We start from the raw sequence: 21,704 nt of genomic DNA on the forward strand, positions 1-21,704 counted from the left end.
TCTATAAATACATTCCCTAAATGGGAAACCTTCTATCTTACCGAGTTCCTCACGCTTTGCCAGCCTTTGCGCGTGGATGGGCTTTATCGTATGCCTGCGCTAGGTGCTGGAAATCTAAAGAGGTATAAATCTGCGTGCTGGCAATGCTGGCATGCCCCAGCATTTCCTGCACCGCCCGCAAATCTTGGGACGATTGCAATACATGACTTGCGAAGCTATGGCGCATCATGTGCGGATGCACATGGGTCGGCAGGCCGGCACGCATCGCCAAAGTGCGCAGACGCGCCTGCACAGTCCGAGGGGATAGGCGCGCACCGCTAGCAGAGATAAATAAAGCCATTGATACATTTGCCTGCTCCAGTTGGTCACGAACCGCACGCCAGACTTTGAGGGATTGCATTGCAGGTCCACCAATCGGGACTGAGCGGCGCTTGCCACCTTTACCCAACACCGTGACTTCTGCAGCATCCCAATCCAACCAGCCGGCAGACTCTTGTTGGCGATCTTTGCTTTGCATTACATCAATGCCAAGAAGCTCAGATAAACGTAGGCCTGATGAATACAGCAAATCAATGATCGCTGCGTCACGTACAGTCTCGAGATCTTTTTTTTCTTCGGCTTCTTTCACGGCTTGGTTTACTAAAGAGAGTGCCTGCTCAACTGAGAGCGCCTTAGGCAAAGACTTCAAACGTTTGGGCGCCTTCACATCATCAACAGGATTGGCGACTAGATTGGCGGTTACCTTTCCTGCCTGCGCATCGCGACGGGCATCTTTCTCAGTCAACCAGTCATACCAGCCGCGCCATGCAGAAAGCGCTCTAGCAATCGTACGGGATGATTTTCCTTTGGAATGTAAGCGACCCGCCCAGCGACGCACATGCGCATTTGTGACTTTTAATAACTCAATGGAATCATCTGCTGCTAATTCCTGCAGCTCAACCAGATCCATGCGATACGCTTTAAGCGTATGAGGTGAGAGCTGCCTTAAAACATGCAGCTCGTGCAAATACTCTTGCACTAAGGGATGAAGATCAGCTGGTGCTTGGCTCATAAGCCTGGATACGATCCAAAGCTGCAGCAGTGAGTTCGGCAATTTGACGCAAATAAAATGCGCCCATATCTGCCGTAAATCGAGTTTCATCTTTACTGGCCAACAAAAGCACTGCTGGCGATTGCGCCACACCAATACTCTTGCCTAATGGCAGGCCAATAGCCACCATACTTTGCCACTCAGGATCAATGCTCACTTGAGTTGCCAACAAATCTACGCTCGCTGCAGCCAGCTCTTTAGCAGAGCCACAAAGCGGCGTATCGATCCAAGGACCAAATGCTGTATTGGGTGACAAGAGTTGTGCAGCTTCCACCTCAAATACCTCTGCCAAACCCGCTGTCACTGCAGACTCTACATCTGCCTTCGTGTTGGCACCCATTAGGCGTAATAACCAAGCCACTAGCCTCTGTTGAGTTTTGTCGTTGTGACTACCGAAGTGCAACATCTCACTCAGGCGGCGGTTCAGCTCTTGGTTCTGTGTGCGCAACAAAGTCATCTGGCGCTCTTGCAATGATATAGCGCGATCTTCATGTGGATGCTTCAAGCGAATTTCATTTAAGAGATTGGCATAGCGCTCAAAAAAACCTGGGGTAGCGCGTAACCACTCTGCTACCAATTCTTCTTGCTCGGCCTGCTTGGGATCGATTGCGCTCATTTATTTCTTTCTTGCATATTTTTTATTTAACTTTTTAGCCCAGCTTTTTACGCAACAGCTCATTCACTTGCCCTGGGTTGGCTTTACCTTGTGAGGCTTTCATAATTTGGCCTACCAAGGCATTAAATGCCTTTTCCTTACCAGAGCGGAACTCCTCAACAGACTTCTCATTAGCTGCCAACACTTTATCGATCATGGTTTCCAACTCACCGCTGTCACTAATTTGCTTTAAACCTTTAGATTCAATCACTTCATCAACAGTGCTAATAGATTTACCAGTGACGGCTTGCTCCCACAGAATCGCAAAGATGTCTTTTGCAATCTTGTTAGAGATAGTGCCATCTGCCACACGAGTTAATAGCGGTGCTAAATGCTCAGCTTTTAAGGGGGCATCTGCGGTAGCAATACCAGCACGATTCAATGATGAAGCAAACTCACCCGCAATTAAGTTGGCCGCAGCTTTTGCCAAAGACTTACCAACAATGTCGAGCAGCTCTTCAAATACTTTTGCAGTGTCGCGATCTTGTGTGAGTAATTGCGTATCGTAGGCACTTAAACCAAACTCGCTTTGCCACTGCTCACGAAGCTGCGCTGGTAGAGCTGGCATCTTGCTGCGCACATCGGCAATCCAGGCATCGTCAATCACGACTGGCAATAGATCGGGATCCGGGAAGTAGCGGTAGTCATTCGCATCCTCTTTGCTTCGCATACTGCGAGTTTCTTGACGATCGGGATCGTACAAGCGGGTTTCTTGCACGACTGTGCCACCATCTTCAATTAATTCGATTTGGCGACGCACTTCATATTGAATCGCCTCCTCTAAAAAGCGGAACGAGTTCAGATTCTTAATTTCGCAACGGGTACCAAATTCTTTTTGGCCTACTGGTCGAACGGATACGTTGGCATCACAACGGAAAGAGCCTTCTTGCATATTGCCATCACACACCCCAAGCCAAACAACTAGCGTGTGAAGTGCTTTTGCATAAGCCACTGCTTCAGCAGCACTGCGCATCACCGGCTCAGTCACAATTTCTAATAATGGGGTGCCGGCACGATTCAGGTCGATACCGCTAGAGGCTTCGCCATGTGGGCCTAAGAAGCCCTCTTCGTGAACCGACTTACCAGCATCTTCTTCCATGTGGGCGCGCGTGAGCTCAACTACCTTGACTTGATCGCCAACCAATATCTCCAGATGACCACCTACAACTACAGGGAGATCCATCTGACTAATCTGGTATCCCTTTGGCAAGTCAGGGTAGAAATAATTCTTGCGCGCAAAAATACTTGCTGGCGAGATCTTGGCATTAACTGCCAAACCAAAGCGAATGGCATGCTCAACCGCCTGACGATTCAATACTGGCAAAACACCAGGTAAAGCCAAGTCAACTGCACAAGCCTGGGTATTGGGTCCTGCACCAAAGCGTGTACTTGCGCCACTGAAGATTTTCGATTGCGTTTGAAGCTGTGCGTGAGTCTCTAGACCTATAACGATTTCCCATTGCATCATGCCACCTCGCTTGCTTGACGCAAATGCCAGTCAGTACTTTGCTGATATTGATGAGCCACCTGTAGTAAGCGCGCCTCAGAAAAATAATTGCCAATGATCTGCATCCCAATAGGTAACTTGCTTGAATTAAATCCACAAGGAACACTCATTGCCGGCAGTCCTGCTAAGTTCGTTGAGAGTGTGTAAATGTCTTCTAAATACATCTGCACTGGGTCATTTGATTTTTCACCTAAGCGCCATGCAACATCTGGTGCAACTGGCCCCAAGATCACATCGCACTTCTCAAATGCTGCCTGAAAATCCGCGGCAATAATGCGACGAATTTTTTGTGCCTGTAAATAATAGGCATCGTAATAACCATGACAGAGCACATAAGTACCAACTAAGATACGCCGCTTCACTTCTGCTCCAAATCCTTCGGTGCGTGATTTCTTATACATGTCAGATAAATCACGATATTCATTTGCGCGGTGTCCGTAACGCACACCATCAAAGCGACTCAAATTACTTGAGGCTTCAGCTGGGGCTAAAACGTAATACACCGGGATGGATAACTTAGTCTTAGGGAGACTTACTTCAAGCAATTCTGCACCCAAATCTTGTAATACTTTTGCAGCTGCATTGACAGCATTAGCCACTTCCGGTGCAAGGCCTTCTGCAAAGAATTCTTTTGGCAAGCCAATCCGCAAACCTTCTAAAGGTTTCATAGGGCTTGCATTGCCCTCTTTCCAATTTTGTGTGAGGTAGCGGCTGTAATCCTCTCCAGAATCGGCAAGCGAAGTGGAGTCACGCGGATCATGGGAAGACATTGCTGTGAGCAATAAAGCGCAGTCTTCAGCCGTTTTACCCATCGGGCCTGCTTGATCTAATGAAGAGGCGTAGGCAATCATCCCGTAACGAGATACGCGCCCGTAACTTGGCTTAATTCCGGTTAATCCACAAAAAGCAGCGGGCTGCCTTATCGATCCACCCGTATCCGTGCCTGTTGCAATCGGGGCTAATCCTGCGGCCACTGCCGCTGCAGAACCTCCAGAAGATCCGCCAGCAACATATTCTGAATTCCACGGGTTTAAGACTGGGCCATAGGCAGAATTCTCATTAGAGGAGCCCATTGCAAACTCGTCCATATTGGTTTTGCCAAGGCAAACCATGCCAGCACCATTTGGATTCAACTCATCCGGAATTCCAAGATTCGAAACTACCGTTGCATCAAATGGGCTGAGGTAGCCTTCGAGCATTTTGGATGCCGCAGTGGACTTCCAGCCGCGCGTCACAAAGACATCTTTATGCGCAACTGGGATACCCGTTAATTTTCCGGCTTTACCTGAGGCAATGATTTTATCTGCTTTAGATGCTTGCTCTAAACTTAAGTGAGTGCTTACATCAAGGTATGCATTGAAGCGCTTTCCAGCCTCAATACGATCTAAAAAATACTTTGTCAGCTCGGTACTAGAGACCTCTTTTGCTGCCAATGCTTTGGCCATTAAAGCTATGGGGGTTTGGTGCCAACTCATTCGATCACCCGTGGGACTAAGAAGTATCCATCCTGCACAGCGGGGGCGGATTGCATATTTTCTGCACGATGGTCAGTTTCAGTAACGTCATCTTTGCGCAATGGTTGTGCCAAGTCTCGCAAGAAGAGGATGGGGTGAGCCAAGGGAGCAAGGCCTGTTGTATCAACAGCCTGCATCTCCTCAACCAAAGCAAAAACTGCCTGTAGTTGAGGCAATACTGCCTCGGCTTCTGCCTGACTTAAGTCAAGGCTAGAAAGGTGCGCAATGCGCTGGACATCATCAAGTTTCATGGGGCGCTAGGGTATCATTCATATATATATTTTTTAACACTTACTTATTTTCCCACTACATCATGTTTGGTTTTTTCCGCAGCTACTTTTCTAATGACCTGGCTATCGACCTAGGCACCGCTAATACCTTAATTTACATGCGTGAACGGGGTATTGTGCTTGATGAACCATCTGTTGTGGCAATTCGCACCGAAGGCGGCCCAAATGGCAAAAAAACCATTTTGGCAGTTGGAAAAGAAGCAAAAGCGATGTTAGGGCGCGTTCCAGGGAATATTGAGGCGATTCGCCCGATGAAAGACGGCGTTATTGCCGATTTCACGATTACCGAGCAAATGCTCAAGCAATTTATCAAAATGGTGCATGAGAGCAAGCTGCTAAAGCCAAGCCCACGCATCATTATTTGCGTACCGTGTGGCTCTACTCAAGTTGAGCGTCGCGCTATTCGCGAATCGGCTTTGGGCGCAGGCGCGTCACAAGTATTTTTAATTGAAGAGCCAATGGCTGCTGCGATTGGTGCTGGCTTACCAGTTTCCGAAGCTGCCGGCTCTATGGTTGTTGACATTGGTGGCGGCACAACGGAAGTGGGCGTGATGTCATTGGGCGGAATGGTTTACAAAGGCTCTGTTCGTGTTGGAGGCGATAAGTTTGATGAGGCCATCACCAATTACATCCGTCGTAACTACGGAATGTTGATCGGCGAACAAACTGCCGAGTTGATTAAGAAAACAATCGGCTCCGCATTCCCCGGCGCTGAAGTTCGCGAGATGGAAGTAAAAGGCCGCAATCTTTCTGAAGGTATTCCACGCAGCTTCACTGTGACTAGCAATGAGATTTTGGAAGCCTTAACTGACCCATTGAATCAAATCGTGACAGCAGTAAAAGCTGCTTTAGAACAAATACCTCCTGAGCTAGCATCTGACATTGCCGAGCGGGGCATGATGCTTACTGGTGGTGGCGCACTATTGCGTGACCTCGATCGCTTGCTCTTAGAAGAAACTGGCCTTCCTATCCATGTTGCAGAAGATCCCCTCACTTGCGTCGCACGTGGTTGCGGCATCGCCTTAGAGCGCATGGACAAGTTGGGCGGCGTGTTCTCTCAAGAGTAATTGACCTAAGCGTCGATTAGGGAATTGCAACATAGCGCTCCTCCTCTTTTCAGACAAGGCGTTCCGGCTTTAGTCAAACTGATTGTCTGTCTATCGATCAGCATCGCATTGATGTTGATCGATTTTCGCTATAAGGCGCTCGATCCAATTCGCAACAATGTCAATTGGCTATTGCGCCCACTAGAGTATGTGATGATGATGCCGCGCAATGCATATGAAGCGACATCAGAATATTTCACCAGTCGTGGAACACTCGATAAAGAAAACCAAGAAATGAAAGTCCGCCAAGCTGAACTTTCTCTGCTTGCGAATCAATCTGAATTTCTTTTAATTGAAAATCAAAATTTGCGTCAGCTCATCGACTTACAAAATCAAGTTCCCTATAAAACATTGTCGGTGGAAATTTTATTTAATCCCCCCAATCCAATTTCTCAACGGATTGTGATTAATCGGGGAAGTGCCGACGGACTAAAGCAAGGTAGTCCAATAGCCAATGATTCAGGCATCTTGGGTCAAGTAGTGCGTCTCTACAATAATTCTGCCGAGGTTTCTTTATTAGAGGATCGTGACTTTGCAGTGCCTGTTCAGGTAGCTCGCAATGGCTTGAGAGCAGCGGTATTTGGAGCTGGGCGCGGCAACCCTCTAGAGCTTCGCTATTTACCCGTGGCCAGTGATTTAGAAGTAGGTGACGTACTGATTACCTCTGGTATCGACGGCGTTTATCCGCCAGGTTTTGCCGTTGCAGTCATTAGTCGCATAGAGCGTAATGCGGATAAAAACTCATCGAATGTATTTTGTGTGCCAATTGCCCCCGTCAATCGCTATCGCCAGGCTTTAGCCCTTCTTTATGATCCTCAGTGGGATGCCAATGCCTCTACTGGCAGCAATAAATTAGGCGCACCGATAGTTAATGCTCCAGGTCGCCGTCAAACTCGTGCGCGAGGCATGCAATGATTGATTTTCAAAGCGGCTATATTCTGCGACCGGTTAACCCAGTCTTTATTTATTTCAGCCTGCTGTGTGCGTTGCTGCTTAACCTGCTGCCAATTGGGAATTACAGCTGGGTTCCTGACTGGCTCATTATTTGCATCGTATTTTGGAATATTCACCAACATCGCTATATTGGGGTAGGCGCTGCATTCTTTCTTGGACTCTTGATGGATGTGCATAACTCGGATCTCCTGGGCTTGCATGCTTTTAGCTACTCATTGGTCGCCTACCTTGCGATCTCTTGGCATAGACGAATCATTGTTTTGAATGTTCTCACTCAGGCGATGCATTTACTGCCCATCTTCTTGCTAGTGTCACTATTCCCCGTAATCACTCATTGGTTATTGAGTGGCGAAATTTATTGGTGGGCATTAACTGGTGCTATCCAAGCAATGATTGAGACATTGTTATGGCCAGTAGCAACACAAATTTTGCTTTCGCCTCAACGTCGCCCCATTGACGTTGACCACAATCGTCCGCTTTAAAGCGCTGCATGGTTTCATTTAAAAAACCAAACCTCGATTCATTTCAAGAGCGCATTCATATTGCGACCTTGTTTGTTACCTTTTGCTTCCTCCTGCTCATCACTCGATTGGTATGGCTACAACTGGTAAGTCATGGCAAATATGCTCTGCTAGCAGAAAGCAATCGCATCGCCCTTGTCCCTGCCCCCGCCAATCGTGGTCTATTGATCGATCGAAATGGAATTGTTATTGGCAGAAACTATTCAGCATTGACTTTAGATGTGAATGCTGAAGAGCTAAAAGGCAATGTTGATGAGCTCATTGATGAGCTCTCCCAAATCGTATTGATTTCTCCAAGAGATCGTCGGAATTTCAAGCGCTCACTTGAAGATTCTAGAAAAATGGGCACCTTTCCCCTCAGATCTATGCTTACTGAATCTGAAACAGCGCGATTTATGGCTAACCGCTATCGCTTTCCGGGTGTTGAAATACGTGCACGCAGCTTTCGCGAGTACCCCTACAACGAACTAGCCTCGCACCTGATTGGCTATATCGGACGTGCTTCCAAGCGCGATATCGAGCGCATGCAAGTTGAAATCGATAATTCAAAAGCAGGCGATCCCGATGCGCTACAAACATCATTTCTGCCGGGCATTCAATATGTCGGGAAAATTGGTATAGAGCAAAGCTACGAAACAGTATTACGTGGCACGCCAGGGTACGATGAGGTTGAAATTACTGCAGGCGGCAAACCAGTACGAACCCTCGCAAGCTCACCATCGGTACCTGGAAAAAACGTAGTACTGTCAGTTGATATCAAACTGCAATATTTAGTTGAACAGCTCTATGGAAATTTTCGTGGTGCATTTGTGGCTATTGAGCCCGAGACTGGCGATATATTGGCCTTTGTATCGAAGCCCAACTTTAATCCCAATGATTTTGTAGAGGGCATTGATTCAGTGACATGGAAGGAGCTGAATGACTCCCCACAAAAGCCACTCTACAACCGCCCACTCAAAGGGATCTACCCACCGGGATCAACATATAAACCATTTATGGCCCTTGCCGCATTGGAAACCAAAAAACGTACTCCGGCGCAAACGATCTCCGACCCAGGCTATTTTGAATTTGGTAACCATACTTTTCGAGATGATAAAAAAGGAGGTCACGGTATCGTAGACATGCAAAAGTCCATTGTTGAATCTTGCGACACCTACTACTACCTCTTGGCGCGCGATATGGGCGTCAACATGATGCATGACTTTATGAAGCCTTTTGGATTTGGTCAAATCACTGGTATCGATCTACAAGGCGAGTCTAAAGGCGTATTGCCATCGACTGAATGGAAGAAAAATACCTTCAAAAAACCAGAGCAGCAAAAATGGTACGAAGGGGAAACGATTTCTTTGGGCATTGGTCAGGGTTATAACGCATTTACGATTTTGCAGTTGGCACATGCAATGTCAAATCTCGCCAATAACGGTATTGTGATGAAGCCACACTTAGTTAAGGCAATTGAAGATCCCTTCACTAGACATCGCACCCTCACAACCCCCAAAGAAAGTTATCGCATTGATCTTGTTCCTGAGAATATTGAGATTATCAAGAAGGCTATGGTTGAGGTGAATAATTCTGGCACTTCCGCCTCCGTTTTTAAAGGCACAAGCTATCAAGCTGGTGGCAAGACTGGAACGGCGCAAGTATTTAGCTTGAACTCAAAAGAGTATCACCATGGCTCTACGGCAGAATTCTTACGAGACCATGCTTTGTATGTTGCCTTTGCTCCCGCCGAAAAACCAACCATTGCCATTGCCATGGTTGTTGAGAATGCTGGTTTTGGAGCCCAGCATGCCGCTCCAATTGCACGTAAAGCGCTTGATTTTTATCTTGAAGGTAAATGGCCAAAGGAGATTCCTGAATGGAAAAGAGCGCCATAGAAAAAATAAAAAATATTTTTCTGAGTATTTTTAGCGGCCTTGATCGCCAGCTAGGCCTTATTTTACTTGGCTTAGCAGGAATTGGATTTATTATATTTTTATCCGCAAGTCAAAATACGCCCGTTCGTTTTGAAGATGAACTGCGCAATCTAGCACTTTCATTTGTTGTGATGTGGATAGTTTCCCGCATCCCGCCAAAATGGTTGGAGATGGCCGCAGTTTGGATTTATGGGATCGGGGTTGCATTGCTGATAGCCGTTGCCGTATTTGGATTAATCAAAAAAGGTGCAAGACGTTGGCTCAATATTGGCTTTGTCATTCAACCTTCTGAGTTAATGAAGATTGCTATGCCCCTGATGTTGGCTTGGTATTTTCAAAAGCGAGAGGGAATTCAAAAATCTTGGGACTATGGGGTGGCTGCGATCATTCTTGGCATCCCCGTATTTCTTATTGCTCGTCAGCCTGACTTGGGAACTTCATTATTGGTTTTTGCCGCAGGCATGTATGTGATTATTCTTGCGGGATTACCTTGGAAGTGGATCTTGCCATTTATCGGAATTGGTGCACTCGGAATTCTTCTCATCATTATTTTTGGTAGCACTATTTGTGCCCAAGATGTTGTTTGGCCATTTGTCCACACATACCAAAAGCATCGCGTATGCACCCTGCTTGACCCTAGCAGCGACCCTCTTGGAAAAGGTTTTCATACGATTCAAGCCATGATTGCAATTGGTTCTGGTGGATTTTTTGGCAAGGGTTGGTTTCAGGGCACGCAAGCCCATCTGGAATTTATTCCAGAAAAACATACCGATTTTGTCTTTGCTGTTTTTTCTGAAGAGTTCGGCTTACTTGGCAACTTAGTCTTGTTAGGACTTTTCTTTGCCTTAATTAAGCGTGGTCTAGCTATTTCTGCGAGTGGACCAAATTTGTTTACACGTCTGCTAGGCGCATCAGTAACGCTAATCTTTTTTACCTACGCGTTTGTGAATATTGGCATGGTAAGCGGTCTATTGCCGGTCGTAGGAGTTCCATTGCCCTTTATTAGTTATGGAGGTACCGCACTGGTGACGCTAGGTTTTGGCGCCGGTATTTTGATGAGCATTCATCGTCATCGGAGATTAGTACAAAGCTAGTAATTCAGGCTAGTGGCGCAGGACAATTGCCCACACTTCAGAAACAAAAAAACCCGGCAAGCCGGGCTTTTTCATCAACAAAGTAAGAATTACTTCTTGCGCTTGTTAACTGAATCTTTAAATGCTTTACCAGCAGAAAACTTAACAGTTTTAGCAGCAGCAATTTTGAGTGGCTCGCCAGTTTTTGGGTTACGGCCCATACGTGCAGCGCGCTTACCAGAAGCAAAAGTACCGAAACCGATCAGTTGTACTGAGTCGCCTTTAGTAACAGCTTTAATGATTTGCTCAATAGCAGAATTCAATGCAAATTCAGCTTTGGCTTTTGAGATCTCAGCGTCGTCAGCAATCGCTGCGATTAGTTCTGCTTTGTTCAAGTGAAGCTCCTTATAGATATTGATGTCAGCGCACCTTGCGCTTACATGATTTTAACCACAAAAAATTACAAAAATAAAGCTGCGTCACAGCAAATTTTTTATTAACTACTTTTTACTCCTCCAAAACAGTGACATCTGACACAAAATACTCAGTATCGCCAAAGCAAGTTGTTGGCAATCCAATGTGCTGATCGTATTTAAGTGCGACTTTTTTGCCTAAATTGGCATTAATTTTTTGCGCTACGGCTTCTTGGCGTACCGTAAAGAGAAATTTTTCTGACATAGTTCCCGGCATAGAAACCATCGCCATTTCACCCTCCCAAGTTTTGCAAATATAGCCCCGATTGGAAAATTTCTGAACATAACCAGCGCGCTCACCACTGCCATAGCTCCAATTCAGCATAATCCAAGTATAAGCCGCTAAACCAGCCAAGCCAATTAATACAAGGCTTAAAAGCCATTTTACGAATCCATTCATACGGTTTTCCTTAATAAATCATCTTTGCAGCGCCAATTAGGTGCATTTCTTATGGCCTCTTTTGGCTATAGCTAACATTTGAGCATATTAGTTACAAAAATATGGGTCGAACGGCGCTCCATCCAAATTAAAATAGTAGTGTTAACGCTAATTGGTAAACCTCATGGAACTTCGTCACTTTGTTTTTTTGATCTTTGTTGTCTCTGCTGTTTATGTTTATTTCAGGGGCAAGGTGCGATTTGGCTTAGTACGCTCATTAACAGACTATCAAGTACTTTTAGCGCCAATTAATAGCCTGCTCTACTTGTTTTCAAAAACTAAGGCAGGGGCATTTATTCCAGTTGCTGATTTTCCTGAAATGAAACCACTTCAAGATCATTGGCAGATCATCCGTGATGAGGCCCTCGCATTAAACGCAGATGGTGCCATTGCAGCGGCAACAGGCTACAACGATATTGGCTTCAATTCCTTCTTTCGGACGGGCTGGAAACGCTTTCATCTCTACTGGTATGGCAAGGAAATGCCATCGGCGCAGCTAAATTGCCCAAAGACTGTCGCCCTCCTGAAATCCATACCCTCAATCAAGGCAGCAATGTTTGCCTCGCTGCCTCCTGGAGCAACGCTGGTTCGTCACAGAGACCCTTATGCGGGTTCGCTGCGTTATCACATTGGCCTTGTTACTCCAAACGATCCCAAATGCTTTATTGACGTCGATGGAGAGCGTTATTTCTGGAAAGACGGCGAACCAGTGATGTTTGATGAAACCTATATCCACTTCGCAGCCAACGAGACCGATCACCAACGGATTGTCTTGTTTTGTGATGTTGAACGGCCAGTTCACACTAAATTGGTGCAATTACTTAATCGCTGGTTTGGACGCTATGTGATGAGCGCAGCATCTTCCCAAAACGTTGAGGGCGAGAAAGTTGGATTTGTAAATATTCTCTTTAAGTATTTTTATCACCTCAGGGCGCAGGCTAAAAAACTGAAAGCCAAGCACCGCAGCGTTTATTACATCGGAAAATGGGTGCTGATATTAGGGATTCTTTGGGCGATATTTTGGTAAGCCTCAGGGACTTAGGACTTCAATAATTTGCTCTGGGGTAATTGAACCCCAGATCTCAACCCTCTTAATGCGGCTACTTTGCCCCGATAAGAGTTGAATTTGCTTTTGTGGCACTCTCAACTGCTTTGAAAGCCAAGATAACAACATCTCATTTGCCCTATTTTCAAGCGCAGGAGCCTGCAGAGATATCTTGAGACAACCGTCATGAAGACCGACTACCTTGGTCAGCTTTGCACCTGGCTGACAATGCAAATTAAGAACAATGCCAGTGGGGGTTTGTTTTAACCAAATGGGCATCATAAGAATACTTTAAACTCAAATCATGATTATGAAGAACTCCAACGCCTTAGACCAGCTATTTTCTAATAATCGCCAGTGGGCAGAAGCCATGGTCGCCAAAGATTCCAACTTCTTTAAGCGCCTCGTTTCTCAGCAAGCACCAGAATATCTTTGGATTGGCTGCTCAGATAGTCGCGTACCTGCTAATGAAATTGTGAATCTTCTTCCAGGCGAATTATTCGTTCATCGAAATGTTGCGAACGTAGTGGTGCATACCGACCTCAATTGTTTATCTGTAATTCAATTTGCAATTGATCTTTTAAAGGTCAAACATATTTTGGTTGTTGGTCATTATGGTTGCTCTGGTGTGCATACCGCAATGACGGATAGGCGCGTAGGCTTAGCTGATAATTGGTTGCGACATGTTAAAGACGTACACCAAAAACATGAGCGCTATCTTGGTGATGCCATTCCGACTCCCAAGCGCCAAGACCGTTTATGCGAGCTGAATGTGATTGAACAAGTTGTCAATGTTTGTGAAACCACCATTGTTCAAGATGCATGGTCTAGAGGACAAGATCTCACGGTGCATGGCTGGGCTTATCGTCTAGAGACCGGCTTAGTAAATGATTTGGGCATGTCTATTAGCTCCGACGAAGAAATGCATAGACGCTACGCCACATCCTTGTCTCGCTACGATTCCAATTAAATTGAGTTTTGTTTAAAAACTTTTCAAACTACTCAGGACTAGCGCTCCTCAGATTTCTGGCATCGCTTCCTTACAAGACCCTTGTCTCTATTGGCTATGGCTTAGGTTTTTTGGCGGCGCATATTCCTAGCGATCGCAATCGCGTAGTTCAGAAAAATTTAGAGCTATGTTTCCCTGAGCTTAGCGCGCAGGAAATTGATCTACTTAGAAAAAAACATTGGCGACTACTTGGTCGCAGCTTGGTTGAGAAAAGTATTATTTGGCTTGGAAGTAAAAAACAGCTTGCCGATATGATTGAAGTTCAATCAGAGGTTGATTTAACTGATCGACAACCGCGCATCTTAGTAAATATGCATTTCATTGGAATTGAAGGCAGCATTATTTTGAGCGCACTTGCAAAAGATAAAGGCTGGCCTCGTACCTCTGGATTTTTTCAGAGAATGAAAAGCCCCTTCTTCAATAAGAAAATTATTGAGTGGCGCAATCGCTTTGGTGGAAACTCGATTGATCGCCAGGGCAACACTATTGAGCTGATTAGAGAAATCCGCAAGGGTAGCTTCATCATCATTGCACCCGATATTGACTTGGGCCTAAAAGACTCAACTTTTGTTCCCTTCTTCAATATTCAAACCAATACCATTACTGCTGTATCCCGTCTCGCTAAAATTACGGGGGCACAGGTCTGCATGATGATTACGACTCTCAACAATAATGAAGCTGGATATGTTTGCTCTATCAGCAAACCATTGGAAAATTTTCCAACCGAGAATCCAGAAGCAGATACCGCACGCTTAAACCAAATTTTTGAACAAGAAATTAGGCTCAGGCCTGCTGAATACTATTGGGTACATAAACGTTTTAAAAATAGGCCTTTCAACGAAGCCAGTCCCTATTACTAACCCATTCAGCACTCATCTACTCAGAACCTAGTCTTTATTAAAGTAATTGCCCGATAATGTAGCCATGGAAGAAAAAATTCGCGTCTCCAAGCTGCTCTCTGAGCTAGGTCTATGCTCCCGTCGCGAGGCTGACTCTTATATTGAGCAGGGCCTAGTAACCGTAGATGGCGAAGTAGTCAACGAACTGGGCTCTCGAGCTTTTCGTCATCAGAAAATTGAATTGCAATCCGGAGCTAAAGCACAGCAGGCTTCCCGAATTACGGTCATTCTCAATAAGCCAGTGGGCTTCATCTCACACTACGATGATGAGCAAGAATATCAACCGGCTGCCTCACTCATCACCCCAGATAATTATTTTGCCAGTCCGCTTGATAAGGGGCGTAATCCACGCTTTAATACTCGTGGTTTAGCGCCTGCTGGTCGCCTCGATATCGACTCCACTGGCATGCTCGTTTTAACGCAAGATGGTCGCATCGCCAAACTTCTGATTGGCGAAAACAGCCCGATTGAGAAAGAATATTTAGTCCGGGTTGAAGGCGCTCTCTCTTTTGAAGATTTAGATAGGCTAAAACATGGCCTGGAATTAGATGGGGTTGTTTTAAAGCCAGCCCAAGTGAGCTGGCAGAATGAAGACCAGCTTCGCTTTGTTCTGCGAGAGGGTCGCAAGCGTCAAATTCGGCGCATGTGCGAAATGGTTGGCCTCCGAGTGTTAGGTCTGAAGCGCGTTCGCATGGGCAGAATTTCTCTGGGCGCCCTACCGCCTGGAAAATGGCGCTTTGTGAGGCCTGAGGAGCAATTCTAAGAAGTCCCTCCCGCTTATAATTCTGTCAATTAGATTAAGCGCAGAATTACCATCGATACCATCACCTCCAGCACTCCCGGCGCAGAAGTTTTAAGACGCCGTAGCTTTGCCATCATCTCCCACCCAGATGCAGGTAAGACCACCCTTACTGAAAAACTCTTGTTATATGCGGGAGCCATTCAGATTGCCGGTAGCGTCAAAGCCCGCAAAGCAAGTCGGCACGCAACCTCTGACTGGATGGAGATTGAAAAACAGCGTGGTATCTCTGTAGCCAGCTCGGTCATGCAAATGGAGTATCGCGATTGCATTATCAACCTGTTAGACACGCCGGGTCACCAGGACTTTTCGGAAGATACCTATCGTGTTTTAACTGCGGTTGATTCCGCCCTCATGGTGATTGATGCTGCGAATGGCGTCGAATCACAAACCTTGCGTTTGCTGGAAGTCTGTCGTGCACGTAACACGCCAATCGTCACTTTTATCAACAAGATGGATCGTGAAGTAAAGCCGCCCATGGAGCTGATGGACGAGATTGAAACCGCACTAGGAATAGAAGTAGTTCCTTTTACATGGCCAGTAGGCATGGGTAAATCATTTGCCGGTGTAATTGATATTGCCAATTCTCAAATGCGCATGTTCAAAGCAGGTGAAGATCGTGTAACCGAGGACTCCCATGCAATTGTCGACATCAATGATCCAGCACTGAAGGAGCGCCTAGGTACAGATCTTGAAAACGCACTGGCTGAAGTGGACCTCATTAAAAATGCGATGCCCGCATTTGATCGTGAAGCTTTTTTAGCGGGTCGTCAATCACCAGTGTTCTTTGGCTCTGCCATTAATAATTTTGGCGTGCGTGAAATTCTGAACACCTTAGTTGAGCTTGCGCCATCACCAGGCTCACGTAAGGCCTTGCAACGTGAGGTGAGCCCCGCTGAAAATAAATTTTCTGCAGTAGTTTTCAAGATTCAAGCCAACATGGATCCAGCCCATCGAGATCGCGTTGCCTTCTTGCGTATCTGCTCGGGACATTTTCAACGCGGCATGAAACTCAAGATTTGTCGCAATGGAAAAGAGGTGCGTACTAATAATGCTCTTTCCTTCCTGTCACAACGCCGCGATATTCTAGATGAAGCCTTTCCTGGTGACATCATTGGATTACCAAATCACGGTCTTCTCAGGCTAGGCGATACACTCACCGAAGGTGAGCAATTGCAATTCACAGGCTTGCCATTTTTTGCCCCTGAAATTTTCCGTATGGTCGAATCTGCTGATCCATTGCGCTCTAAACAACTACGCACGGGCTTAATGCAACTTGGCGAAGAAGGTGCGATTCAAGTTTTCCGCCCAATGACTGGCGGCACGATGTTACTTGGTGCTTTTGGACAGCTGCAGTTTGAAGTCGTAAGCCATCGTCTGCAAACTGAGTATGGCGCTGAAGTACGCTTGCTGCCTGCACGCTACAACTTAGCTCGCTGGGTCAGCTCAGATGATCCTGTAGCACTCAAGAAATTCATCCAGGAAAATATTCACCGCATGGCAGAGGATGTTGTAGGAGCTTCAGTATTTTTGGCCAGCCATAAATCCGAATTAGATGTAGCTCAGCAGCGTTGGGAATCTATTCAATTCCACGCACTAAGAGAACATGCAGGCCTCATCTACCAATCAGACCTTGCTGGCTAAATCTAGCGCGGACTAGATTTTGGCCAGTTGCAGTCAAATACCGCAACCAGCTGAGTATCACTCTTTCTAAACGACGCAGTCTTGCCGTATTGAGCACAATAGGCATTGGCCTTTGGTGATAGGGACTCCACAGACTCGCCATCACTAATTATAAAGGTGACGTGATTTGCATCTGATGCATCTGTATATACCGCAGCACAGGCCATTAAACCAAACACACTCAGTAACAAAATATATTTGAGATGTGACATTCGAGCCCTCATATTCAATAAAGGTATTGGTGCTAATTTCAAATTAGGAGTATTCATCATGATGTAATCATAGCGCCTGGACTGCTTAACTGTTATTCTGGTTCGTGATCACTATTCCGCGCCCTACTTAGGGGAGTCTGCTGAGCAAGCTCAGAGGTTCATCATTCCAAGACTCTAGGAAAAAATATGGCTGTTGGCCAAAATCAAAGAAATAGAAAAAACGACCCCATGGTTAGTAAGACTGGCAAAGCTAAATTGGGTCCACTCACTACAGCCCAACTAAGCAAATTGCTGGACTCGAGTACCAAGCCTAAAGAGAAGGCAAAGATTCAGAGGGCTATCAATAAGCGACCTCCCGTCGCGGCACCCACCGCTGAACCTGTTGCAGCATAAGTACTAAGCCCCGAAATTACCGGGGCTTTTTCTTATGTAATATGCTCTCATCATGACAGCATCTCCGCAAATTTATTCAATTCAAATTGCCTCTCGAGCGGGCGAATCGATGATGCAACTTGCGCAAGCTAATATCATTGCTGGCAAAGGAATTGATGGTGATCGCTACGCTCTGGGCGTAGGTGCATTCTCTAAAACCAAACCTAAGATTCGACATATTTCTCTCATTGCGCTTTCTGGCATTGAACATGCTAATCAACAGCTCCTTGCCAAACAACAAACAGTTTTTAGTGAAAGTGATACCCGCAGAAATCTTGTGATTAGTGGCATCTCTGTAAATGAACTTAATGATCTGGTTGGTAAGATTTTCTATTTAGGAGGCCTTATGTTTAGGGGTACAGAATTGTGTGCGCCCTGCCAAAGACCAGCCGATCTACTCAAAAGGCCCGATTTTATGAATGCATTTGAAAATAGGGGCGGACTTAGAGCAGAGGCGCTCGAGTCCGGATGCCTTATCCCTGGAGATCTCCTCGACTTTTCAGAATCTGATGGAAATTAACTCGACTTAATATTGTTATATGACAACTACAAAACTCTGCCTGATTCGCCATGGCGAAACCGCCTGGAATGCCGAAAGACGGTTGCAAGGCCACACCGATACGCCCCTTAATCCCAAAGGTGTTTTACAGGCACGCCAAATGGCTCAAGCGCTTAAAGACATTAATCTTGGGTTTGATGTCTTGTATACCAGCGACCTGAAAAGAGCGGCTGATACTGCAAGTGCTGTCGTTGAATTATTTGGAGTGGAAGCGCAGGTCGATAGCGCTTTACGAGAGCGCAATTTTGGCGCACTTCAAGGGCTCTCAATTACTGAAGCCCCTCTGCTACGGCCTGATATTTGGCAAGCGCATATCGCCCGCGACTTAGATCATGATCTTGAGGGTGGTGAAAGTATTCAGCAGTTTTCATTACGCGTACGAAATGCGCTAGACAGAATCCAAGAGCGCCATGCTGGTAAAACTATATTAGTAGTTAGTCATGGCGGCACACTCGACATGATGTATCGCATAGCAAGTAATCAATCTCTGAGCGCACAGCGAATTGTCTCGGTACCAAATGCATCATTAAATTGGATTAGCCATGAAGAATCGAGTGGCTGGGTAGTAGATCAATGGGCAGATACTCGGCACTTAAAAGGTTCTGCTCTTGAAAACGTTGACCTCTAAGTAAAAAGTCACCATCAGGTGACTTTTTACATTGCAGAAAGGATTTATTTTCTGATGTGTGCGTGACGAGCAGCATCTTGTGACATGCCCTCACCTTTTGGCTTAGCTTCAAGCGCCTCTTTTTCAGCAGTAATTTCTTTGCGACGCTCTTTGCAAGAACCGGCAATCTCTTGCAAAGCTTTACGAGCTCTGGCAGCAGAAGCTTTGATTCCTTTACCATGGAACTTTTCATTCTCTGATTGGTATGTTTCGAAAGCGGCAATTAATTTGTCATGATGAGACATATTTTTCCTTATGAATAATTGAAATAATCAGCTTAAGAGCACTTTAACCCAATATACCAAAGTCACTGCAATTTATTTCGTCCACTGATTAATAATTGCCTTTAATTTTTCTGGTCCCAACTCAGAAAGGTATAAATTAAAGTCGTCCCTCAATTTGGAGCCTTTTTTAAAGGCAAATCCTAGGTTATCAAAACCCACCACTTGGTAGCTACTGCTCACTGGGAGATTTAATGATTTTTGATAACTTTGCAGCATCACACTATCCACAAATACCAAGTCTACATTGCCATTTTGCAAAGCAATTAAGGCCTCTGTGGGTGAAGGATAAAGCTTCACTCGGTCCAAGGAGTAATACCCTTTTGGCTGCAACACGTCTTTTACATAATCATCAAAGACGCTGCCGGTTGGATAAGCAATAGTATATTTTTGTAACTGGGATAAATCGGCAATCTTAATATTACGATTTTGTAGACTAATTAAATCCCAAGTACTTGTGAAGTATGGCTTGGAAAAATCTATCACTTCTTTGCGTTTATCTGTAATAGAGATCCCCGAGAACGCAACATCAGCCTGCCCGCTAGTCACCGCGCCCAACATACCTAGCCAATCGTAAGCAGTCATTTTGAATGTACAACCCCGAGACTTGCAGTAACCCTCAAATATTTCCAAATCTACGCCAGTGTATTTGCCATCTTTCTCAAAAAGCATTGGGGGGATGGCAGGCGATACAGCAACCTTAATCACATTAGATTGCTCTTCCTTCGAGCATGCGCCAAGTACAAATAGGCTTGCTAACAATATCGATATTATTTTGAATAGTCTCATGATGTATTTAGCATTCAATTTGATGAACGATCTTATCAAGAATTGAATGTAAAAAACCACCCGAAGGTGGCTTTTACTTTCTAATGGCTACTTTTAGCTCTGGCTAGCCAACGTTTACTTTTTTAGTGGGTACGTGACTCGCTTTACAGAAATCCACAATAGCATCTGCAAATTTGAGATAGCGTGCATTCACTAACCTCAGTTCGCTTAACTCTGATACGGTTTTCGATACTTCGCGTTTAAACGATACGTCCTCATAGCCTGGATGGTATGGGGCTTCCTTAGTGTAGATATTGCTCATAATGTTTGCCTAATTCAGTAAGATTGTTAATAGTCCCAATGCGGGAAATTGCTAATACGCTCTTACTGATTTAGCTTGGGGTGGTATTCATACAGGGCTCCTAACTTGCGCGTGCGCAATTCAATGCGCCACTCGCTTGCCGCTCCCCCTGTCCTTGATACCTGAGAGATTCACACTAAGACCTGGCTTAGTGCTTGCTCCTTCGGTGCACCATCAATATGGTGACTCTCCAGACGGCAGTTTAGGATAAGCAGTACCTTCCTGTTGGGTACCTGAGCGTTCATGGGAGTTTGCGCCTTCGGTGGAGGCCTATGGCCTCACTCTCCTGCTTAGCGCTAGTATATCTTGATATGTTACTTTTGTAATCCTGGCTAATACCTAGCCCCAGGAATGCCAATAATTTAATTGACCTTTTTAATTTCTTTAATGGTATTGCCTTCACCCAACAACACAATCTTAGGAACATGCTTTGCAACTGCATCGTTGCTAACTTGTCCGTATGTGCAAATAATCAGATGGTCGCCAACATGTGCTTTACGTGCAGCAGCGCCATTCAGAGAAATAATGCCAGACCCACGCTTTGCTTTAATGATGTAAGTTGAGAAACGCTCGCCATTGTTGATGTTGTAAAGCTCGATCTTTTCAAATTCACGCATATCCGCAGCATCGAGGAAGTCTTCATCGATTCCACAAGAGCCTTCGTAATGCAAATCCGCCTCTGTAACGGTTGCTCTGTGAATTTTTCCCAACAACATAATGCGATTCATACGATTTCCTCAAGAATTAAAAGCATGCCTCTTCCAGCATTTTTAGCAGCCATCTCGCTATTTTCTCAAATTTTTTTGATATTACGCCAGCAAAAAACCCCGCTTACACGGGGCTTTTTGTTTAACCATTATCTACTACTTACTTGGTGCGACTTTTTCCTGCCTTAGGAGCCTGACCAAATTGACCTTCTGCACTCTTCATTGCAGTTTCAACGCTTTTCTCAAAGTTTGCAAAAGCATCTTGAGTGGTTGATCGTACTTGATCAAAATTTTGCATTGCTGTGTTGAATGCCGAGGTAAAGGCGCTTACATATGCTTCTGAGCCTGCTGGCGCCTTTGAGGTAGCAGCTGCGACAAAGCTCTTTAAGTCATCTTGTGATTGATCAATGGCGGCTTCTACAGCCTCAACTAATTCTTGATTTCCACGACGCAATACTGCGGCTACTTTTTTCTGATAAGCGGCAACTTCAGCAACCGCCTCTTGTACTTCTGGGCTTTGCAGGAGATCTAAGGCTGCTTTGGCATCTTTACCCTTTAACAATTCAGCAGCCTTAGCTTGCGCATTGGCTACGGCTTGTTGAGCTGCTTGGTAATTGATTTCTGCTAGCTCTTGAGCGTTCTCGAGAGCAGTTTGACCCAATGCGCGAGCACTTTCAACGGATTTGGCTTGATTTTCTGCAAATTGATTTTTGAACATGATATTTCCTTTAAAGGGTTATTTGT

General features: G+C 45.5%; 27 protein-coding genes and 2 riboswitches. Of the genes, 13 read left to right on the forward strand and 14 right to left on the reverse strand.

Annotated features, from left to right (window positions below; translation table 11 throughout):
• Nucleotides 1-49: 49 nt before the first annotated feature.
• Genes GQ359_RS09805 through gatC form a run of 5 tightly spaced genes read right to left on the reverse strand, consistent with a single transcriptional unit; the run spans nucleotide 50 to nucleotide 5,017 of the window.
• Entirely contained in the window at nucleotides 50-1,051 is a 1,002-nt protein-coding gene (locus GQ359_RS09805) for a tyrosine recombinase XerC (protein ID WP_215386959.1), read from the reverse strand.
• A complete protein-coding gene (locus GQ359_RS09810; protein WP_215386960.1) occupies nucleotides 1,032-1,706 on the reverse strand; it encodes a DUF484 family protein in 675 nt (224 codons plus the stop codon). Before GQ359_RS09810 ends, GQ359_RS09805 begins: the two co-directional genes overlap by 20 nt.
• Nucleotides 1,707-1,740: 34 nt before the next feature.
• Nucleotides 1,741-3,210 carry an Asp-tRNA(Asn)/Glu-tRNA(Gln) amidotransferase subunit GatB gene (gatB, locus tag GQ359_RS09815; RefSeq protein WP_215387970.1) on the reverse strand — a complete coding sequence of 490 codons (1,470 nt, stop codon included), beginning with the start codon at nucleotides 3,208-3,210 and terminating at the stop codon, nucleotides 1,741-1,743.
• Nucleotides 3,210-4,727, reverse strand: a complete 1,518-nt coding sequence (gene gatA / locus GQ359_RS09820) for an Asp-tRNA(Asn)/Glu-tRNA(Gln) amidotransferase subunit GatA (protein WP_215386961.1) — start codon at nucleotides 4,725-4,727, stop codon at nucleotides 3,210-3,212. Before gatA ends, gatB begins: the two co-directional genes overlap by 1 nt.
• Nucleotides 4,724-5,017 (reverse strand): Asp-tRNA(Asn)/Glu-tRNA(Gln) amidotransferase subunit GatC, encoded by a 294-nt coding sequence (gatC, locus tag GQ359_RS09825; protein WP_215386962.1) that lies wholly within the window; start codon nucleotides 5,015-5,017, stop codon nucleotides 4,724-4,726. Before gatC ends, gatA begins: the two co-directional genes overlap by 4 nt.
• 62 nt (nucleotides 5,018-5,079) lie before the next feature.
• Between gatC and GQ359_RS09830 the strand changes: the two genes are divergently transcribed.
• From GQ359_RS09830 to rodA, 5 genes are read left to right on the forward strand one after another with little or no spacing between them, the layout of a single operon-like run.
• Nucleotides 5,080-6,123: a rod shape-determining protein gene (locus GQ359_RS09830; protein ID WP_046330974.1), complete on the forward strand. Its 1,044-nt coding sequence runs from the start codon at nucleotides 5,080-5,082 to the stop codon at nucleotides 6,121-6,123.
• A gap of 24 nt (nucleotides 6,124-6,147) precedes the next feature.
• Entirely contained in the window at nucleotides 6,148-7,077 is a 930-nt protein-coding gene (mreC, locus tag GQ359_RS09835; protein WP_215386963.1) for a rod shape-determining protein MreC, read from the forward strand.
• Nucleotides 7,074-7,598 carry a rod shape-determining protein MreD gene (gene mreD, locus GQ359_RS09840; RefSeq protein ID WP_215386964.1) on the forward strand — a complete coding sequence of 175 codons (525 nt, stop codon included), beginning with the start codon at nucleotides 7,074-7,076 and terminating at the stop codon, nucleotides 7,596-7,598. The genes mreC and mreD overlap by 4 nt, the downstream gene beginning before the upstream one ends.
• An 8-nt stretch (nucleotides 7,599-7,606) precedes the next feature.
• On the forward strand, nucleotides 7,607-9,514 hold the full coding sequence (gene mrdA / locus GQ359_RS09845) for a penicillin-binding protein 2 (RefSeq protein ID WP_215386965.1): 1,908 nt from the start codon (nucleotides 7,607-7,609) through the stop codon (nucleotides 9,512-9,514).
• The gene (gene rodA / locus GQ359_RS09850; protein ID WP_215386966.1) at nucleotides 9,496-10,647 is read left to right on the forward strand and encodes a rod shape-determining protein RodA; all 1,152 of its coding nucleotides are present in this window, start codon (nucleotides 9,496-9,498) and stop codon (nucleotides 10,645-10,647) included. The genes mrdA and rodA overlap by 19 nt, the downstream gene beginning before the upstream one ends.
• Nucleotides 10,648-10,736: 89 nt before the next feature.
• On the opposite strand, the gene GQ359_RS09855 is transcribed toward rodA, so the two are convergent.
• On the reverse strand, nucleotides 10,737-11,039 hold the full coding sequence (locus GQ359_RS09855; RefSeq protein ID WP_353055748.1) for an HU family DNA-binding protein: 303 nt from the start codon (nucleotides 11,037-11,039) through the stop codon (nucleotides 10,737-10,739).
• A 94-nt stretch (nucleotides 11,040-11,133) separates the two neighbouring features.
• Nucleotides 11,134-11,499 (reverse strand): hypothetical protein, encoded by a 366-nt coding sequence (locus GQ359_RS09860; protein WP_215386967.1) that lies wholly within the window; start codon nucleotides 11,497-11,499, stop codon nucleotides 11,134-11,136.
• A gap of 163 nt (nucleotides 11,500-11,662) precedes the next feature.
• Here GQ359_RS09860 and GQ359_RS09865 point away from each other — a divergent pair, with 163 nt between their 5' ends.
• Complete coding sequence (locus GQ359_RS09865) at nucleotides 11,663-12,565, forward strand: aspartyl/asparaginyl beta-hydroxylase domain-containing protein (protein WP_215386968.1); 903 nt, start codon at nucleotides 11,663-11,665, stop codon at nucleotides 12,563-12,565.
• Between the two features lie 3 nt (nucleotides 12,566-12,568).
• Here GQ359_RS09865 and GQ359_RS09870 read toward each other — a convergent pair whose 3' ends face one another.
• Complete coding sequence (locus GQ359_RS09870) at nucleotides 12,569-12,865, reverse strand: DUF167 domain-containing protein (protein WP_215302232.1); 297 nt, start codon at nucleotides 12,863-12,865, stop codon at nucleotides 12,569-12,571.
• Between the two features lie 22 nt (nucleotides 12,866-12,887).
• On the opposite strand from GQ359_RS09870, the gene can reads away from it, so the two are divergent.
• The 4 genes from can to GQ359_RS09890 all read left to right on the forward strand — a co-directional run bounded on the left by can (nucleotide 12,888) and on the right by GQ359_RS09890 (nucleotide 16,934).
• On the forward strand, nucleotides 12,888-13,553 hold the full coding sequence (can, locus tag GQ359_RS09875) for a carbonate dehydratase (RefSeq protein ID WP_215386969.1): 666 nt from the start codon (nucleotides 12,888-12,890) through the stop codon (nucleotides 13,551-13,553).
• 8 nt (nucleotides 13,554-13,561) lie between these two features.
• Entirely contained in the window at nucleotides 13,562-14,452 is an 891-nt protein-coding gene (locus GQ359_RS09880; protein ID WP_215386970.1) for a lipid A biosynthesis acyltransferase, read from the forward strand.
• Nucleotides 14,453-14,516: 64 nt separating this feature from the next.
• Entirely contained in the window at nucleotides 14,517-15,254 is a 738-nt protein-coding gene (locus GQ359_RS09885) for a pseudouridine synthase (RefSeq protein WP_215334090.1), read from the forward strand.
• Between the two features lie 60 nt (nucleotides 15,255-15,314).
• Entirely contained in the window at nucleotides 15,315-16,934 is a 1,620-nt protein-coding gene (locus GQ359_RS09890) for a peptide chain release factor 3 (RefSeq protein ID WP_370624829.1), read from the forward strand.
• Between the two features lie 2 nt (nucleotides 16,935-16,936).
• Here the strand turns inward: GQ359_RS09890 and GQ359_RS09895 are convergent, their stop codons facing one another.
• On the reverse strand, nucleotides 16,937-17,185 hold the full coding sequence (locus GQ359_RS09895) for a hypothetical protein (protein ID WP_215386971.1): 249 nt from the start codon (nucleotides 17,183-17,185) through the stop codon (nucleotides 16,937-16,939).
• A 186-nt stretch (nucleotides 17,186-17,371) separates the two neighbouring features.
• Between GQ359_RS09895 and GQ359_RS09900 the strand changes: the two genes are divergently transcribed.
• From GQ359_RS09900 to GQ359_RS09910, 3 genes are read left to right on the forward strand one after another with little or no spacing between them, the layout of a single operon-like run.
• A complete protein-coding gene (locus GQ359_RS09900; protein ID WP_215386972.1) occupies nucleotides 17,372-17,578 on the forward strand; it encodes a hypothetical protein in 207 nt (68 codons plus the stop codon).
• A gap of 52 nt (nucleotides 17,579-17,630) precedes the next feature.
• Nucleotides 17,631-18,137, forward strand: a complete 507-nt coding sequence (locus tag GQ359_RS09905) for an MOSC domain-containing protein (RefSeq protein ID WP_251367877.1) — start codon at nucleotides 17,631-17,633, stop codon at nucleotides 18,135-18,137.
• A gap of 19 nt (nucleotides 18,138-18,156) precedes the next feature.
• Nucleotides 18,157-18,804: a histidine phosphatase family protein gene (locus tag GQ359_RS09910; protein WP_215386973.1), complete on the forward strand. Its 648-nt coding sequence runs from the start codon at nucleotides 18,157-18,159 to the stop codon at nucleotides 18,802-18,804.
• Nucleotides 18,805-18,848: 44 nt separating this feature from the next.
• On the opposite strand, the gene GQ359_RS09915 is transcribed toward GQ359_RS09910, so the two are convergent.
• The 5 genes from GQ359_RS09915 to GQ359_RS09935 all read right to left on the reverse strand — a co-directional run bounded on the left by GQ359_RS09915 (nucleotide 18,849) and on the right by GQ359_RS09935 (nucleotide 21,678).
• Nucleotides 18,849-19,088: a hypothetical protein gene (locus GQ359_RS09915; RefSeq protein WP_215386974.1), complete on the reverse strand. Its 240-nt coding sequence runs from the start codon at nucleotides 19,086-19,088 to the stop codon at nucleotides 18,849-18,851.
• A 72-nt stretch (nucleotides 19,089-19,160) separates the two neighbouring features.
• Nucleotides 19,161-19,913: a transporter substrate-binding domain-containing protein gene (locus GQ359_RS09920; RefSeq protein ID WP_215386975.1), complete on the reverse strand. Its 753-nt coding sequence runs from the start codon at nucleotides 19,911-19,913 to the stop codon at nucleotides 19,161-19,163.
• 103 nt (nucleotides 19,914-20,016) lie between these two features.
• Nucleotides 20,017-20,214 carry a hypothetical protein gene (locus GQ359_RS09925; RefSeq protein ID WP_215302240.1) on the reverse strand — a complete coding sequence of 66 codons (198 nt, stop codon included), beginning with the start codon at nucleotides 20,212-20,214 and terminating at the stop codon, nucleotides 20,017-20,019.
• Between the two features lie 138 nt (nucleotides 20,215-20,352).
• Nucleotides 20,353-20,457: riboswitch (glycine riboswitch) on the reverse strand.
• Nucleotides 20,458-20,465: 8 nt separating this feature from the next.
• Nucleotides 20,466-20,552: riboswitch (glycine riboswitch) on the reverse strand.
• A gap of 63 nt (nucleotides 20,553-20,615) precedes the next feature.
• On the reverse strand, nucleotides 20,616-20,981 hold the full coding sequence (panD, locus tag GQ359_RS09930; protein WP_215386976.1) for an aspartate 1-decarboxylase: 366 nt from the start codon (nucleotides 20,979-20,981) through the stop codon (nucleotides 20,616-20,618).
• Nucleotides 20,982-21,120: 139 nt separating this feature from the next.
• Nucleotides 21,121-21,678, reverse strand: coding sequence for a phasin family protein (locus GQ359_RS09935; RefSeq protein WP_215386977.1), 558 nt, complete (start codon nucleotides 21,676-21,678; stop codon nucleotides 21,121-21,123).
• Nucleotides 21,679-21,704: the final 26 nt, after the last annotated feature.

The organism is Polynucleobacter sp. AM-7D1 (assembly GCF_018688455.1).
GTDB lineage: Bacteria > Pseudomonadota > Gammaproteobacteria > Burkholderiales > Burkholderiaceae > Polynucleobacter.